Origin of the sequence: Streptomyces spongiicola, assembly GCF_003122365.1 — a bacterium.
GTDB classification, from domain to species: Bacteria; Actinomycetota; Actinomycetes; order Streptomycetales; family Streptomycetaceae; genus Streptomyces; species Streptomyces spongiicola.
Genome location: NZ_CP029254.1, coordinates 5,876,487 through 5,891,229, shown reverse-complemented (window position 1 = coordinate 5,891,229; position 14,743 = coordinate 5,876,487). Strand labels below are relative to the sequence as shown.

The window sequence follows — 14,743 nt, the reverse complement described above, 5'->3', positions numbered from 1 at the left end:
AAGGCGGCGGCAAGGCGGCGGCCGAATCCGGCAACGGTCCACCACGGCGGCGGCCGGCGGATGTCAGCCCCCGGCGTCCCTGAGCCGGGCGGCGTCGATGACGGTGATACGCCCCCGGGCAAGGCGGATCATCCCCTGGTCCGCGTAGTCGTGGAGCACCTTGGTGCAGGTTTCGCGGGAGGTCCCCGCCAGGGCGGCGATCTGCTCGTGGGTGAGCGCGATCTGCGGATGGCGCCCGACGGGACGCAGCGGACCGGCGGGGGGCTGGGCGGCGGTGAGGGTGCCCAGGGTGGTGGCGATGCGCTGGGCGACGGTCTTGAAGACGCTGTCGGACAGGCGCTGCTCCAGCTCGGCCAGCCGGCGTCCCAGGATCGCGGTGATACGGGCCGCGATACGGGCGTCGGACAGCAGCAGACGGTTCACGTCGGCGCGGCTCATCACGCAGACGATGACGTCGTCCAGGGCCTCGGCGTAGTTGTCGTACATGTGCTGCCCGAGCAGGACCATCTCCCCGAAGATCGTGCCCGGGGTGATGATCGCCGTGGTCAGCGCCCGTCCGTCGGCGGAGACCCGGAAGACCCGCACCCGGCCCTTCTTGAGGATGAACAGCACCTCGCTGGGCTGGTCCGGCGAGTGGAGGATCTCACCCGCGCCGTAGGTCTTCATCGGCGCCGCCTCCGCGATGGCCGCCATCTCCTGCTCCGACAGGTCGCAGAAGATGTCCACCTCGGCCATGCACCACGTCCCCTGCCCGCCCCCGTCGCTGTCCGTGTAGGCGTGGGTCATCGTGTGCGTCTCCTCCCGTCGTCCCGGGGCCCAGGGCGGGGGCGCGGCGCCCCACGCCGGGCCGGCCAGCGCGTCGGCGCTGTCGGCCAGACAGTAGGACACCGCGATGCCGTCGTCTCGTGACCGACGCGGCGCGGCGCCCGGCCGTGGGCCATCGGGGCGGGGGGCGGGCGCGGGCGGCGGTGCAGGGGTCATCGGACGGCCGGGCCCTGGTCCCGGTGGTTCGCGGTCTGGGCGATCGCGGCGTAGGTCAGACCGGCGAGCAGCCCGAACACCAGATGGGCGCCGAAGCTGGACGCGGTGACGGCGTTCCACTCGAAGACCGGCATGCCCATGTTGGCGGGCATGATCCACAGCGCGCCGACGAACCACCACAGCACGCCGTAGGCCAGACCGAGAGCGGCACCGGCGGCGAGGCGCTGGGCGTACTGCCCGGCCAGTACGCCGAACACCCCACCGGCGAAGAGCGCGATGGCCAGGTGCACGATCCAGCCGACGAAGGCGTTGGTCGAGCCGAGGAGCCCGGCGACCATGGTGATCATCGCGGTGTCCGCCATCGGCCTCGACACCGACATCCAGATGCCCATCCCGACCCCGCCGACCAGACCGGCCGCGGCTCCCCAGACCGCGTGTACCGGGATGACGGCCGTGCTCGGGGATACGTGCATTGTGGCTGCCATGGTGAGCGCCCCCTCATGTGGGAGTGGTGTGTGTCTCTGGCGATCCACGCTAGGGGCGGCACCCGCGGCGGGTATGTGAGGCCGCTTACGTACCCGGTGGTAGATCTGCGCGCCGGGCCGGCTCAACGGGCCCGGCCGGCACCACGGGACCGGCAGGCTCCACGGGACCGGCAGGCTCCACGGAGCCCGTTTCACGGGACCGGCTCCACGAGACCGGCTCCACGAGACCGGCACCACGAGACCGGCACCACGGGACCGGCAGGCTTCACGGAACCGGCCGGCACCACTTAACCCGTTTCACGGGACCGGCACCACGGGACAGACCCCACGGAACCCGTTTCACGAGACCGGCACCACGGGACCGGCAGGCTTCACGAGACCGGCTTCACGGCTGTCAGCAGGGCGTAGCCGAGAGCGCCGCGGGCCACGGCGGCGCGCGCCGCCCCCAGGACGGCGGGGGCCGCGCCCGGATCCACGCCGGCGTCCGCGAGCCTGGCGGGCGAGGTCATGCGCAGCAGGTTCAGCCGGGCCTCGATCTGGTCGATCATCCGGAGCATGGCGGCGTCGTGGCGCTCGGTGGTGACGGTACGCAGGCCGGCGCCGGCCAGGACGGCCGCGTACTCGGTCAGCGGGCGGGCGTCGGCGACACAGGCGACCCGGGCGCCGGCGCTCCTGAGTTCGGGCGGGAGCCGGTCCGGGGCCGCGGTGACGTCGGTGATGCCGACGCGTCCGCCCGGGCGCAGCACCCGGGCGAACTCGGCGGCCGCCCGCGCCTTGTCGGGGAAGGTGCACAGGGCGCACTCGCACACCACCGCGTCGAACACGCCGTCGTCGTAGGGCAGGTGCTCGGCGTCGCCGGTGACGAACCCGGCCCGCTCCGCGAGTCCGGCGGCCTGGGCCGCCCCCTGGGCGAGGGCGGTGTTGGCGGCGGAGTAGTCGACGCCGTCCACGCGCACGCCGTAGACGCCGGCGAGCAGCAGCGCGGTGGTTCCCCGGCCGGAGGCCACGTCGAGCACGCGGCCGTCGCGGGCGAGCCCCAGCACGTCGGCGAGGCGGCGGGTCAGGGCGGTGCCGCCGGGGTGGTAGGAGTCGCCGAGCAGCAGGGCGACGACGTCCCTGGAGTAGGCGTCGGCGCAGCAGCTCTTGATCTCGTCGCTGTTCACGGCTGCTCCCGGGCGACGGTGCGGACGGTCTTCGAGCCGTACGGGGTCGTGGTGAGCCGGGGGGCGAGCGGCAGGGCGTTGGGGACGACCTGGGCGACGGGCACCCCGGACATCTGGGCGCGCACCTGCTCGCGGTAGCCGACGGAGTTGTACGCGCAGAAGGGGATGAGGCGCCCGTCGGGGGTGATCTCCTCGACGCAGCACTTCATCAGCTGCTTGACGTTGAGGGTGTAGGGGTCCTGGAAGTCCTGCACGACGATCATGAAGGCCTTGTCGTCGAGCTGCTTCACCGCCTGGGGCAGGTCGATGCCGCAGCCGTCCGCGCAGTCCAGTGCCTCGGCGGTGGCCCGCAGTTTCTCCTCGGTCGTCGCCGTGCCCATGAACGCGGAGGCCGACCACAGCTTCTCCAGCGCCTCGCGGATACCGGTGTCGGGCATGACGCGGTTGGCGACGTAGTCGAGGTGGTCCTCCACGTCGAGCAGTCTCGGGATCGGCACGACGGTCCGGTCGCCCGGTTCGCCGTCGACCAGCAGATAGGTGATGGAGCGGCAGGTGGGGAAGCAGCAGGGGACGGGGAAGAAGTCGCCCTTGCGGAACCAGTCCGGGCGCTGCTCGGTGATCAGCCGGATGACGTCGGGGTTGGTGAGCCGGTTCAGCGGGTCGAACTCCACGTGCCGGCCGGAGTGGGTGACCGGTTGGAAGGCCACGGAGCGCACCGCGGGGTGGTCGATGCCGTACTCGATGACGGCCCCGAGTTCGTGCTCGTTCAGACCGCGCTCGACGGCGGCGACGAGGGTGACGGTGAGACCGGCCTCGGCGCAGTTGTCCAGGGCCCGCCGCTTGAACGAGCGCAGGTCGCGGCCCCGGATCTCCCGATGGGTGCGCTCGTCGAAGCCGTCGAACTGGAGGTAGACGTTCACCGACCGGCCCGGGGTCCGGTTGCGTTCGCCGAGCCGGGCGGCGAAGTCCCGGTCGGTGGCGAGGCGGATGCCGTTGGTGTTGAGGTTGACGCACGCGATGGGGCGTGCCTGGGCGAGGTCGATGAAGTCGAGGATGTGCTTGTGGATGGTGGGTTCTCCGCCGGAGAACATCACCACCTCCGCCTCGCCCTCCGACTCCACGAAGACGTCGAGCATCCGCTCGCACTGCTCGCGGGTGATGGAGTAGCCGTCGCCGTGGTGCCCGGAGTCGGCGAAGCAGATCGGACAGTCCAGATTGCAGCCGGTGTTGACCTCGATGATGCCGAGGCAGGCGTGCTGCTTGTGGTCCGGGCACAACCCGCAGTCGAGCGGGCAGCCGTCCCTGACCTCGGTCTGGAAGGCCAGCGGGATCGTACCGGGCTTGTTGTACCGCGCCGAGGTCAGGTACTCCTCCGCGTCACCGTAGACCAGGGCCTCGAACTCGCCGTGGTCGCGGCACCGCTTGCGCAGATAGACCTTGCTCTCGCGGATGTTGACCTGTGCGTCGACGGGCGTCTTGCACACGGGGCAGATCGACTTGGTGAACTCCACGAACACCTCGTCGCGGTCCGCCTTGCGCCGGGGCGCGGGGGCTCGGGACGGCTCGGGCATGGCCAACTCCTCACTCGGAACGGTCTTGACGGTCGGGCGCCCCGGCGCCGGACCCGGAACCAGGACCAGGACCAGGACCAGGACCAGACCCGGAACCAGACCCGGAACCAGGACCAGACCCGGAACCACCGCCGGGGGCCGCCGCGGGTCGTCCGGCGGTCGGGGGCCGTGCGGCGGTCGGGGGCGGGGTGCCCAGGGCCGTGCGGAGCAGCACACCGGCGTAGAGCAGCAGCAGCGCGTCCTGGACGAGGACGAACCAGCTCAGGCGCTGGACGAGATAGACGCCGAAGCAGCCGCAGTTCGCCACCGTGAGCCCGCGCGCGAACGCCTGCGCGGCCAGCAGGGCCCAGACCACGGCGACGCCGGTGAACACCAGCACCGGCACGAGCGCTCGGGAGCGCGGGCGGGCGAGAAACCACACCCCGCACACCAGCTCGCCGACGATCAGTGCCACGGCGAGCACGGCCGCCGCAGATCCGGCGACCAGTCCGTACCCGGCCAGGATCCCGGGCATCTGCCGAAGGGACGCGAGCTGCCCGGCCGCCATCGCGACGAACAGCGCGCCCAGCACGAGCCGCAACACCATGCCTAGAACGCTATGCCGACGGTGCCGCCGATATCTGTAAGCGCGCTCACCGAAGCGGAACCCCGGCACGGGGATCCCCCGGACGTGTGCGCAGCGGGGTGGGCAGCGGGTCCGCCGGACCCGGGCGGAGCCCGGCGGACCCCGGCGGAGCCCGGCGGACCCCGGCGGACCCCGGCGGACCCCGGTGGACCCCGGCGGACCCCGGTGGGGCCTGACGGGGCCTGACGGGCGACGCCGCGCACAGCGGGTCACCACAGGGAGGGGCGGCGGGAGGGAGGGGCGCTGGAGGTGGCACAGCGGACAGCCGGCGGGTGCCGGTCGCCGCGGGAAGGGAGCCGGCGGGTGCCGGCCGTCACGGACAGCGGGTCGCGGCAGACTACGCCGCGGGAGAGCGCGAGCGGCCGCCTACGCCGCCGGTCCCGGCTCACCCTCGACCCGCACGCCCCGTCCGAACGCGACATGGCCCTTGATCCGGCGGGCGAGCGGGCTGGGGCGCGGGTAGTACCAGGCCGCGTCCGGCATGGTCCGCCCGTCGACGGTGACGGTGTAGTAGCGGGCGAGTCCCTTCCAGAAGCACAGCGACCGGGAGCGGCTCTCGGTGAAGTACTCGCGGTGCAACGCCTGGGGCGGGAAGTAGTGGTTGCCTTCGACGACCACCGTGCGCTCCGCTTCCGCGATCACGGTGCCGTTCCAGATGGCACGCAGCATGGGCATGCTCCTCGTCGTGCGCCGACCGGGACGTCCCCGGTGTCCTCTGCTGCGTCCCACGCTATGCCTGGCCGACGTCAGGGTTCCGTGACGACGCTCACCGTGCGCGGTGCGCGACGGGGGCGGTACGCGCTGCCGGTGTCAACGCCGCGGGCGGACGTGAGTACGGACGCGGACATGAGTACAGACGCAGACGTGAGTACGGACGCGGACATGAGTGCAGACGTGGACATGAGTACGGACGCGGACATGAGTGCAGACGCGGACATGAGTACGGACGCGGACATGAGTGCAGACGCGGACATGAGTGCACCGGCAGTGTCTCCGTCCCGGCCACACGTCGGGCGACCGCGGGCGCGGGCGCGGGCGTTCACACCGGCGGCTGCCCGGTGGGGTCGGCCACGCCCACCGTCCCGGGTCCGGGTCACCGCCCTCCGCGCGGGCGGCCGGCCACTGCAAACAGTGCGTCCAGCCCTCCTCATGCACGGCGTACGCCCCGGAAGCGGGCAGTCCGCTGTGCGGCCTGACGGAGGACCGGGCAGCCGGACCGGACGGAGGACCCCGGGGAGCCGGATCCTCCCGGCGACTCGTGACACGGGCGGCTGCTCCCGTTTCCGTTTGACCTTGACACGGTGACAGGGTTTTCACTGCTTCCCGAGGAGGTGGTCCCGATGGCCGCGACGAGGCGGGACACGGATGCGATGCGAGCGCTCCGGGGACTGGAGGACGGACGGTCGTCGGTGCGGCTGCGGGCTGCGCTGGCGGCGGGTACGTCCCCTGACCCGCGCTTCGTGGGCAAACTCGTCGAGCGGTGCGCGAGCGAGCCGGAGTTCTTCGTCCGGGACATGCTGACCTGGGCGCTCACCCGCCACCCGGTGGCCCTGACGCTTCCCGAGCTGCTGCGCGAAGTCCGCTCGGAGCGTGCGCGGGCACGGAGCCAGGCGCTGCACACGCTGTCCAAGATCGGGGACCGGCGGGCGTGGCCGGCGATCACCTGGGCGCTGCTGTCCGACGCCGACGACGAGGTGGCCCGGAGTGCCTGGCGGGCCGCGGTCGTGCTCGTGCCCGATGGCGAGAAGTCCGCCTTGGCCACGATGCTGGCGAAGCAGCTGGGGCGCGGTGGGCAGGAGACGCGGCTGAGTCTCAGCCAGGCGCTGGTCGCGCTCGGGGACGTGATCGTGCCCGCGCTGTGTGCTGCGGCGACGGCGTCCGGCCCGCACGTGCGCGCACACGCGCTCGCCACGCAACGGCTGCTGCGCGACCCGGACGCCGGATTCGAGTCGGCGGTCGAGGAGGCCAAGCGCGTCGTGGCCCTCGCCGGGGCCCCGAGGACGGACGATGAGAACCGTGCTGATCGGTGAGGTGTCGAGACGGTCCGGGGTCAGCGCCCGCATGCTCAGGCATTACGAATCGCTCGGTCTGGTGCGGCCTTCGGGTCGCACGGGCTCCGGCTACCGGGAGTACTCCGCGGAGGACATCCGGCGGATCTTCCACATCGAGAGCCTGCGGTCGCTGGGGCTGTCGCTCCGGGAGATCGGGCGCGCGCTCGACGATCCGGGCTTCACGGCCTCGGCGCTCGTCGACGACCTCATCCGCCAGACAAGCGACCGCATCGCGGCCGAGACCGAGCTGCTCAGGCGGCTCCGCCGGATCCGTTCCGCGGAACCCGCCGGCTGGGAGGACGTCCTCCGGGTCGTCGCGCTCCTCCAGGCACTCGGGTCGAAGAGCGCCGACGCTCGCCAGCGCGCGGCCCTCTCCTCGGGCGAAGAGGTTCCGGTGCCGGTGGAGGCCTTGGTCGAGGCCGTACTCGGTGAGACGGAGCCGAACGTCGCCGGAGCCCTCCGGTGGGCGCTGGCGCGTGCGGGCGACGGCGGCACGGCCCTGCTCGCGGAGGGTCTCGGCTCACCGGCGGCCGCCGTGCGGGAACGTGCCGTTCGGTCCCTCGCGGAGATGCCCGGTGACGAGGCTGCCACGCGGCTCCGCGGCGCCCTCGCGGACCCCGAGTTCGCGGTCCGCGCGATCGCGGCTCTGGCGCTCGGGGCGCGTGGGGTGGCCGATGCGGTCCCGACGCTCATCGACATGATCGTGGTGGGAAGGAACGACACCGACGCGGCCGACGCACTCGGCGCGCTGGCGACCGACACCGCGACGGCCGATCGGATCGCGACCGCGCTCGCCGACCGCCTCGCCCACGACATCACCGAGGCGCCCGCGCGTGGACGGTTGACCCAGGCGCTTGCGGACATCCCGGGGGCCACGGCTACCCGTGCCCTCGGGGAGCTGTCGCATGACGGGGACCGTGCCGTCGCGCTGACTGCCGCATACCTTCTCCGGCTGCGCGAGGCGGGGTGACGGATCACTCCCCGGGTGCCCCGCACGAGGCGCGGCGGAACGGAGGGGTCCCGATCGCGTCGCCGTCCGCCGACGGAGGCGCCCGCCTGGAATGGGTACGCCCCCGGCGGCCACACCCGATGAAACGATCGTGCAGAACCTCACCGGAAGGGACCGATCAGCCCGATGTCCGCCGAACGCTCACTCATACGCGCGCTCACCGAGTTCGCTCGGCCCTTTGGAAACCGCAGCGGCCAGCGGCCACATCCGCTTGACCTCCTCCTTCTGGAAGACACCGCCCCCGAAACGTCGCGAAGAGTAATCGCAGAGGTGATCCGGGAAATGGCACCTGACGCGGCTTCAACGGACATTGATCTCATATCCGATATCCCCTGGCCCTCGGATGCCGAGGCCGCCCTCACCGCCATCCTCGACGCGACGGGGGCCCGGGAAGGGGAGACCGCCGTGGCCCTGGACCTGACCGACGAACGGCAGCTCGAATGGTTCATCACCCTCGTACCACACACCATCTCCGCCGAGATCTGGGGGCAGACGGGATCAGAAGTCTCCTTCTCCGCAAGTGACACCGGATCGGTGATCGGATGGAAGCTGCCTGCCGTGCGGTGGGAGAGGGTCCACGCGCGACTACTGCTCCACGGCATCGATCCCGACACCGCCGTGCAAAGGACCACCCGAGGCCGCCCCGACAGGTGCCCCCGGTAACCGGAAGCAGCGAAAGCCCTCGACCACAGGCCACTTGATCCCACCGATCCCATCACCTCATGACCCCATGACCCCATGACCCCATGACCCCAGGCTCCTACCGGTACTGGCCCCAGGCGCTGCTGGTTCCCGATCGCCCGGCGGCCACACCCGATGAAACGATCCGTGCACGAGGCGGCGCACGCCACGAGGGGTGGCGCGGGCGGCGTCATGCGACGAGCAGTCCGATGCCGCAGAGGGTGTAGCCGATCATGAGCACCAGCAGGGGAATCCCTCCCGCGACCGCCCGAGCCGGCGGGAACAGGCGTACGGACCGGTCGTGCGCCGCGACGACACCGAGGACGTGGCCGGTGACCACGGCCGCCACCTGGAGGGTGGCCAGGCCCGCCGGCCCGAGCGGCGGGTCCGGCGCGGACACCCCGCCGGACCCGGCGCCGTCGAGGGCGAGCACCAGTGTCCGGGGTCCCTCGGTCGTCAGCAGGGAGAAGTAGTGGGCGACCAGATAGCCGGCGGCGATCGGCAGCAGGGAGTGGGCGAAGGCGCCGAGCGGCCGCGGCACCGGCCCGGCGATCAGCCGGGCGCTGCCCGCGCACACGACGTAGAGGAGGGCGATGCCGCCCACGGTGCCGACGAGTCCGGCGGTCGCGGTCGCGGTGCGGCCGAGCGGTGACGTCTGAAGCGTGTTGATCCACCACGGGGTGTCCGAGAAGCCGTCGTAGGCCGTGCTGCCGAGTAGCACGCACACCGTGGCCACCAGGCCCGGGATCCGGGGGGTGCCGTCGAGTCCGTGCAGCGGGTTGCGGAGGACGAGCCGCCCGTCGGCTCCACGCCCCAGGGGCGCGAGCCGGGCGAGCAGTGCGGAGTAGACCTCGAACGCGTCGCACCGGTCGAACCAGACACGGCCGCAGACGGCCGCGCCCGCCAGTTGCACGGCCGCGTAGGAGAGCAGGAAGAGCAGCAGGGCGGTGCGGGAAGCGGGGGCGGGGGAGGCGAGTTCGAGCCAGGTGAAGGCCAGCAGCCCGGCCGCCGCCGGCCAGTGGCCGAGCCGCAGGGCCGGCTCCCGCCGTCCGGCGTCGGGGGATCTGCGCAGGGCGCGGCAGCCGAGCAGGTGCACCGTGCGCAGCGGGTTGAGCAGCCGCCACACGGGGCCGAGGAGCATCGAGGCCGGTATCAGCCCCACCCAGAGCAGCACATAGACCGCGCCGGGCGCGGGGTTGCGTGCCGGGTCGTCCGGACCGGCCACCAGGTGGACGAGTACGGCGGTGGCGGCGACGAGTCCCAGTGCCCGGAGCCCGCCGCGTAGGGCGCGGGAGTCCGCCGCACGCTGGAGGACGGCGGGCAGCGGTCGCCCGGAGCGGTCTCCGCGGAAGCGTGACTCCGGCCAGAGCAGGCCCAGTGCCAGGAAGGAGAACAGCAGCGCGGCGAACGCACCCGCATAGGCGTGGAAGGCCGAGACGGGCAGATCGTGCCGGGAGCCGACTCCGTGGGCGAGAACGTGCACGCCGTTCACCGGACCGCGAGCTGTGCCAGCACCAGGCCCGAGCGGTGCGTCTCGACCTCGAACAGCCCCGCCCGGTCCATGACGACACGGAGGGTGGTGGTGCGGCCGGCCTTGAGTTCGGCCGAGCGGTCCACTCCGTGGACGTGCAGTTCGTCGTCGGTGTCGCTGGTGACCCGGAGGTCGACGGGCCGGCCCTTCCGCACGTCGATGCGCCCGGGTGCCGGACTGATCCTGCCTTCGGCGATGCTGATCGCGACGGTCTGGGCGGCCTGGCCGGTCTGGTCTGGCCCACCGGACGGCGACTGACCTGACGGAGGCTGGGCGGACGGAGGCTGGGCGGACGGAGGCTGGCCGGACCGGGACTGACCGGACGGAGGCTGCCCGGACTGGTCCGTCGGCTGGTCCCCGGGCTCCGGGGTCGCGCCGGGCGGCGCACCGGGCGACACTCCGGACAGCCGCACGGTGTCCTCGACGGGGCGCCCCTCCACGGCCCAGGCGGTGTGGTCGTCGGCGACGAGCCGGGCGGTGAGCGTCCCGCCGCCGGCGGGTATCCGCTCGGCGGGCAGGTGGTAGCTGCCGCCGTACACCCGGGCGATCTTCGCGCCGTCCAGCAGCAGATGGGCGTGGCCGGTGCCCAGGACGGCCGCGCCGCCCACGCTGTCCGGGGTGAAGCGGAAGCGCCCGACGGCGAGCCGTACGTTCCAGCCGTCCTCCGCGTCGGGCCGGACGGTCAGGGTGACGGTCGGGGCGTCCCGTGCGGGTACCTGCCGCAGGCGGTCGTGAGGGTGCTCTCCGTGGCCGCCGGGCAGCAGCGTCCCGGCGGGGCCGGTGACCACCTCGTGGCCCGTGCCCGACCCGTGGTGCGTGGTGGGGCGCTCGGTGCAGGAGCCCACGGCGAGGACCAGGGCCGCCGTGACCAGCGCCGTGACCAGCGCCGGGGACGCCCGCCGGGGACGGCGGTCCTGACCCGGCCTCATGACGCGGCCCCAGGCCGTACCGCACCGGTTGCGTCCGGGTCGTTCGTGGCGGCGGACCGGGAAGCGTCCACCGGCCGTGCCGCGGCCACCACCGCCCACACGACCCACACCAGGCCCAGCAGCCCGCGCAACCACGCCGGGCCGAGCGGCGTCCACGGGACCATGACGACCGCCTGGTCGAAGGCGTCGACCAGGGTCAGCAGGCCCATCGCCACCGTCGTCCAGCCGAAGGCGGGGCTGCCGGTGCGCAGGGCGAGCCCGGTGGCGGTCCACCAGATCCCCAGGAGCAGCAGGGCGAGCGCCGGGACGAGACCGGTGGACAGGGAGAGCGTCTCGCCCGCGACGTCGAGTACCAGGCCGGCCGCGCCGAGCGCGGTGGCGGCGGCGACCCAGCGGTTCCCGCGCAGTCTGCGCCACCACAGCAGGCCGCCGACCAGCGCGAGCACCCCGGCGATCGCGAGGGCGGTCTGCACCTCGACGCGTTCGATCCCGCGCGCCCCGTACCAGTCGCAGCCCGCGGGCAGCCGCCGCGCCCCGACGCTGTAGTCGGAGCAGACGATCAACTGGGCGAGTTTGACCGGCTCTCCGAGGATCCGGTGCGATCCGCCGGACACCGCCCCCGGCTCCTCACCGCACACCGGCAGGGTGCGGGGGGTGCTGCCGGAGGTGTCGTCCTGCCAGCAGTTGCCCTCGCCCTGGCCGTCCCACCAGACGTCGACGCGGTTGGGGGCCGCCTTGCCGTCCCGGTCGGTGCCGAGCTTGTTGGCGTGGAAGCGGTTGTGGTGGGAGGTGTCGGTCTGCCTCGACCAGGACTCGTCGCCGCGGATGTAGGCCGGTACGGCGTTGAGGTGGAACGCGGCGCGCTGGTGACCGTAGACCCAGTTGCCCTCGAAGACGTTCCAGTTGCCGCCGGCCACCATGACGCCCGTGCCGGGTGGTACGGACGTCTGGGGGCACACCACGCCCCGCTCGTAGCCGCGCTCGGCGGGCGGCTTGGCGCAGGTGCCGTCCACGACGTACCGGTAGTAGTTCTGGTTGTTGCTGTGGATGAGGTTGCGCTCGAACCGCGCGTGGTTCTGCGGCAGACCGGGGTGCCCGGGGAAGACGCTGTCCATGGACGCGCCGGCCATGTTGTGGTCGAACTCGTTGTCGTGGGCCCAGACCGAGTCGCCCGCCGTGCCCGAGTAGCCGAGGAGGTTGTGATGGCTGCGGCAGCCGGTGATCTCGATGGAGTAGCGGGGTACGTCGTACCCGCGGCCGTCGTTGATGTCCGAGGCGCTGCCCGGGTAGATGCCCGAGTCGCCGTTGCCGTACGACTCGCAGTCGCGGTACAGGCCGTGGTCGCTCGCGAAGGTGAGGAAGCCGTACTCGTCGTTCCAGCGGGTGAGCACCTTGTCGATGACGAAGCCGTCCACGGCCAGCACGTAGAGCGCGTTGAACGTCGTGCGCTGGGCGGTGAAGTTGCGGAAGTAGACGCCGTCGGAGCCGTCGGCGCGGACGGCGTTGAGCTTGCGGTAGCCGGCGTCCACGACCACGTCGAGCGGTCCGGCCCCGGTGCCCTCGATCTGGAGGTCCCGCTTCCCGAGGATCGCGACCAGGTTCTGGTTGTGCGGGCACTGCTTCTGCTGCGCGTAGGACAGGACCTGGTAGCCCTGCGCGGCCCGGGGGGCCTTCAGGCGGGCGCATTCTCCGGCCGGTTCGGGCTGCGAGGGTTCCTCCTCGTAGCGGCCGGGCAGTACGGCGATGGTCATTCCCGGCCGGTCCACGGCGTCGACCGCCTGCTGGATATGGCGGTAGCCGTCCCGGAGGCACCGCTCGTAGAGCCGGAGGTTGTGTGCGCGCAGCGCGTCGGGGAACCGGGCGACACGCCGCTGGAAGTCGCCGCTGTCGTCCTTGCAGACCAGCAGGTCCGGTGGGCCGTCGCGGTACTCGGGGACGCTGCCGGTGCCGTCGGGGAAGGTGACCTCGCGCTCCTCGTGGGCCGGCGCCGCCGTCGCCGTGCCCAGCAGCAGCGCGGCGGCGACGGCGAGGGCCGTCATGATTCGACGTGTCCACGTCATCCACATGCGCTGAAAAGTAGAACGTGTCTCAGAATTTGTGAAGGTCACGGTCCGGCCGAATCGCGACCGGAGCCGGCGTCCCGGCATCGCCGTCCTGACATCGCCGTCCGCTGACCGCCGTTCCCCGCCAACCGACCCGGTCCCTGGCCGGACTGCCGTTCGGTCGACCCGGCGCAGCGGTGGCTTCGCCGGTCGAGGGCAGGCGGCATGACTGTGCCCCCGGTGCAGAACCGGGGGCACAGCCGTCGCTCACCGAACGGCGAAGCCGACGAACGCGGCCCATGCTTCGGTACCGACCGCAAGGCCGCGACGGGCCACGTCCTTGGAGTCGCGTATACGCACCGCGTGAGAACGAATCGCGACCTCGATACACTCCCCGCCTGAGCCGGTGCTGTAACTGCTCTTGAACCACGCCAACGCGGACTCGGGGCACTTCTCGGCGTTCATTGTTCTCCCAGCAACTCTTCGACGAAGGCCAGTGACGCACGAGGGGTGAGTGCTTGGGCCCTGAGGATTCCGTACTGCTCCTCAAGCTCCCGGACCGCCTGACGCTCGGTATGCAGGCGACTGTCCTTGTACCCCTCCACGTAAGCGATCCTGCGCCCGTCTCGCGTCTCGATCAAGGTGAACGGCCCCTCCAATCCAGCGTGCTCCTCCAACTCGGTCGGCACCACCTGAATTTCGACATGACGAAGCTGACCGGTTAGCAGAACATGCTCCAACTGGCCTCGCATGACGGCCCGGCCTCCGAGCGGCCGCCTGAGCACCGACTCCTCGATGACAAAGCTGATCGTGGGCTGCTGCATGCCGGAGAAGACCCCCTGCCGGGCAAGGCGGGCCGCCACCCGCTCCTCGATGACGTCCTGCGCAAGCAACGGCCGCCACATGGTGAACACGGCGCGTGCGTACTCGTCGGACTGAAGCAGCCCTGGCACAGCCTTCGTCGCGTACACGTGAAGCTCGACCGCTTCCCCCTCCAGCCGTGCCGCGTCCCGGAAGAACGCCGGATACTGAGCCCGGGCCACCTCCTCCTTCATCTCCTGGAGGACACCGCCCGCGTCCAGCACCTCGTCCGCCCGGTCGATGAACCTCGACGGCGGCACCCGGCGCCCCTGCTCGTACGCGGCGATCGTCGACACCGAATACCCCGTCAGCGACCCGAACTCAGGCCGCTCCAAGCCCGCCCGCACCCGGAACCGCTTCAACTGCCGCCCGAAGACCCGCAGCACACCGGAACCCGCCTCCGGTTCGGGGTGCCGTTCGCCGCCGTCACCGCGGCCGTCTCCGCCGCCCGTCATCTCGTGCACCAGACCCGTCGGTTCACCCATCCACTACCACCTCCCCCGGCCAACGCACCCCCGCACCGGCCGTCACGCTCCGTCCCGCCCACACCCGCCCGCCGCACACCTACAGCGACGCCCCGTGTGCGTGTCGTATCCGGTCACGCCAGGACGGCACCGACAGCGTGGACCACATGAACAGTGGAGCTTCCAACGACACGCTCACGCTGATCACCGCCGAACTCGCAGCGAACGTGGGCGCGCCATGAGGCGCTCTGCTGGGCCCGTTCGGCACAGCGGCCACGCACCCCTGCCGCCCGCCCGTTCGGGACGGCGGACGCGGAGGCCCTACCGGGGCTGCGGAGGCCGTGGCGGGG

General features: G+C 72.1%; 14 protein-coding genes. 3 read left to right on the top strand and 11 right to left on the bottom strand.

The annotated features are described in order from the left end of the window. Nucleotides 1-63 precede the first annotated feature (63 nt). The 6 genes from DDQ41_RS25730 to DDQ41_RS25705 all read right to left on the bottom strand — a co-directional run bounded on the left by DDQ41_RS25730 (nt 64) and on the right by DDQ41_RS25705 (nt 5,494). On the bottom strand, nt 64-786 hold the full coding sequence (locus DDQ41_RS25730; protein WP_262508573.1) for a Crp/Fnr family transcriptional regulator: 723 nt from the start codon (nt 784-786) through the stop codon (nt 64-66). A 191-nt stretch (nt 787-977) separates the two neighbouring features. Next, nucleotides 978-1,466, bottom strand: coding sequence for a hypothetical protein (locus DDQ41_RS25725; protein WP_109296587.1), 489 nt, complete (start codon nt 1,464-1,466; stop codon nt 978-980). Nucleotides 1,467-1,837: 371 nt separating this feature from the next. Continuing rightward, nucleotides 1,838-2,629: a class I SAM-dependent methyltransferase gene (locus DDQ41_RS25720; RefSeq protein WP_109296586.1), complete on the bottom strand. Its 792-nt coding sequence runs from the start codon at nt 2,627-2,629 to the stop codon at nt 1,838-1,840. Beyond that, the gene (locus DDQ41_RS25715; protein ID WP_109296585.1) at nt 2,626-4,200 is read right to left on the bottom strand and encodes a radical SAM protein; all 1,575 of its coding nucleotides are present in this window, start codon (nt 4,198-4,200) and stop codon (nt 2,626-2,628) included. Before DDQ41_RS25715 ends, DDQ41_RS25720 begins: the two co-directional genes overlap by 4 nt. Before the next feature lie 10 nt (nt 4,201-4,210). Continuing rightward, entirely contained in the window at nt 4,211-4,786 is a 576-nt protein-coding gene (locus DDQ41_RS25710; protein ID WP_262508572.1) for a MauE/DoxX family redox-associated membrane protein, read from the bottom strand. Nucleotides 4,787-5,191: 405 nt separating this feature from the next. Then, nucleotides 5,192-5,494, bottom strand: coding sequence for a DUF427 domain-containing protein (locus tag DDQ41_RS25705; RefSeq protein WP_109296584.1), 303 nt, complete (start codon nt 5,492-5,494; stop codon nt 5,192-5,194). Between the two features lie 671 nt (nt 5,495-6,165). Between DDQ41_RS25705 and DDQ41_RS25695 the strand changes: the two genes are divergently transcribed. From DDQ41_RS25695 to DDQ41_RS25685, 3 genes are all read left to right on the top strand, one after another. Continuing rightward, on the top strand, nt 6,166-6,855 hold the full coding sequence (locus tag DDQ41_RS25695; RefSeq protein WP_109296582.1) for a HEAT repeat domain-containing protein: 690 nt from the start codon (nt 6,166-6,168) through the stop codon (nt 6,853-6,855). Further along, a complete protein-coding gene (locus DDQ41_RS25690) occupies nt 6,842-7,846 on the top strand; it encodes a MerR family transcriptional regulator (protein WP_109296581.1) in 1,005 nt (334 codons plus the stop codon). The genes DDQ41_RS25695 and DDQ41_RS25690 overlap by 14 nt, the downstream gene beginning before the upstream one ends. Before the next feature lie 321 nt (nt 7,847-8,167). Next, nucleotides 8,168-8,548, top strand: a complete 381-nt coding sequence (locus DDQ41_RS25685; protein WP_109296580.1) for a hypothetical protein — start codon at nt 8,168-8,170, stop codon at nt 8,546-8,548. A 208-nt stretch (nt 8,549-8,756) separates the two neighbouring features. On the opposite strand, the gene DDQ41_RS25680 is transcribed toward DDQ41_RS25685, so the two are convergent. The 5 genes from DDQ41_RS25680 to DDQ41_RS25660 form a co-directional block, all read right to left on the bottom strand. Then, nucleotides 8,757-10,049 (bottom strand): hypothetical protein, encoded by a 1,293-nt coding sequence (locus tag DDQ41_RS25680; RefSeq protein ID WP_109297946.1) that lies wholly within the window; start codon nt 10,047-10,049, stop codon nt 8,757-8,759. A gap of 5 nt (nt 10,050-10,054) precedes the next feature. Continuing rightward, on the bottom strand, nt 10,055-11,026 hold the full coding sequence (locus tag DDQ41_RS25675) for a cupredoxin domain-containing protein (protein ID WP_262508571.1): 972 nt from the start codon (nt 11,024-11,026) through the stop codon (nt 10,055-10,057). After that, on the bottom strand, nt 11,023-13,086 hold the full coding sequence (locus DDQ41_RS25670; RefSeq protein ID WP_262508570.1) for a right-handed parallel beta-helix repeat-containing protein: 2,064 nt from the start codon (nt 13,084-13,086) through the stop codon (nt 11,023-11,025). The genes DDQ41_RS25675 and DDQ41_RS25670 overlap by 4 nt, the downstream gene beginning before the upstream one ends. A gap of 249 nt (nt 13,087-13,335) precedes the next feature. Beyond that, nucleotides 13,336-13,533, bottom strand: coding sequence for a DUF397 domain-containing protein (locus DDQ41_RS25665; RefSeq protein WP_109296578.1), 198 nt, complete (start codon nt 13,531-13,533; stop codon nt 13,336-13,338). After that, nucleotides 13,530-14,414, bottom strand: a complete 885-nt coding sequence (locus tag DDQ41_RS25660; RefSeq protein ID WP_109296577.1) for a helix-turn-helix domain-containing protein — start codon at nt 14,412-14,414, stop codon at nt 13,530-13,532. The genes DDQ41_RS25665 and DDQ41_RS25660 overlap by 4 nt, the downstream gene beginning before the upstream one ends. Nucleotides 14,415-14,743: the final 329 nt, after the last annotated feature.

What these genes read in the sequence shown, in the direction of transcription:
- DDQ41_RS25670 (WP_262508570.1), bottom strand. Translation starts at nt 13,086, where the DNA reads ATGACGTGGACACGTCGAATCATGACGGCCCTCGCCGTCGCCGCCGCG.
- DDQ41_RS25725 (WP_109296587.1), bottom strand. Translation starts at nt 1,466, where the DNA reads ATGGCAGCCACAATGCACGTATCCCCGAGCACGGCCGTCATCCCGGTA.
- DDQ41_RS25705 (WP_109296584.1), bottom strand. Translation starts at nt 5,494, where the DNA reads ATGCTGCGTGCCATCTGGAACGGCACCGTGATCGCGGAAGCGGAGCGC.
- DDQ41_RS25665 (WP_109296578.1), bottom strand. Translation starts at nt 13,533, where the DNA reads ATGAACGCCGAGAAGTGCCCCGAGTCCGCGTTGGCGTGGTTCAAGAGC.
- DDQ41_RS25695 (WP_109296582.1), top strand. Translation starts at nt 6,166, where the DNA reads ATGGCCGCGACGAGGCGGGACACGGATGCGATGCGAGCGCTCCGGGGA.
- DDQ41_RS25730 (WP_262508573.1), bottom strand. Translation starts at nt 786, where the DNA reads ATGACCCACGCCTACACGGACAGCGACGGGGGCGGGCAGGGGACGTGG.
- DDQ41_RS25710 (WP_262508572.1), bottom strand. Translation starts at nt 4,786, where the DNA reads ATGGTGTTGCGGCTCGTGCTGGGCGCGCTGTTCGTCGCGATGGCGGCC.
- DDQ41_RS25660 (WP_109296577.1), bottom strand. Translation starts at nt 14,414, where the DNA reads ATGGGTGAACCGACGGGTCTGGTGCACGAGATGACGGGCGGCGGAGAC.
- DDQ41_RS25675 (WP_262508571.1), bottom strand. Translation starts at nt 11,026, where the DNA reads ATGAGGCCGGGTCAGGACCGCCGTCCCCGGCGGGCGTCCCCGGCGCTG.
- DDQ41_RS25715 (WP_109296585.1), bottom strand. Translation starts at nt 4,200, where the DNA reads ATGCCCGAGCCGTCCCGAGCCCCCGCGCCCCGGCGCAAGGCGGACCGC.
- DDQ41_RS25685 (WP_109296580.1), top strand. Translation starts at nt 8,168, where the DNA reads ATGGCACCTGACGCGGCTTCAACGGACATTGATCTCATATCCGATATC.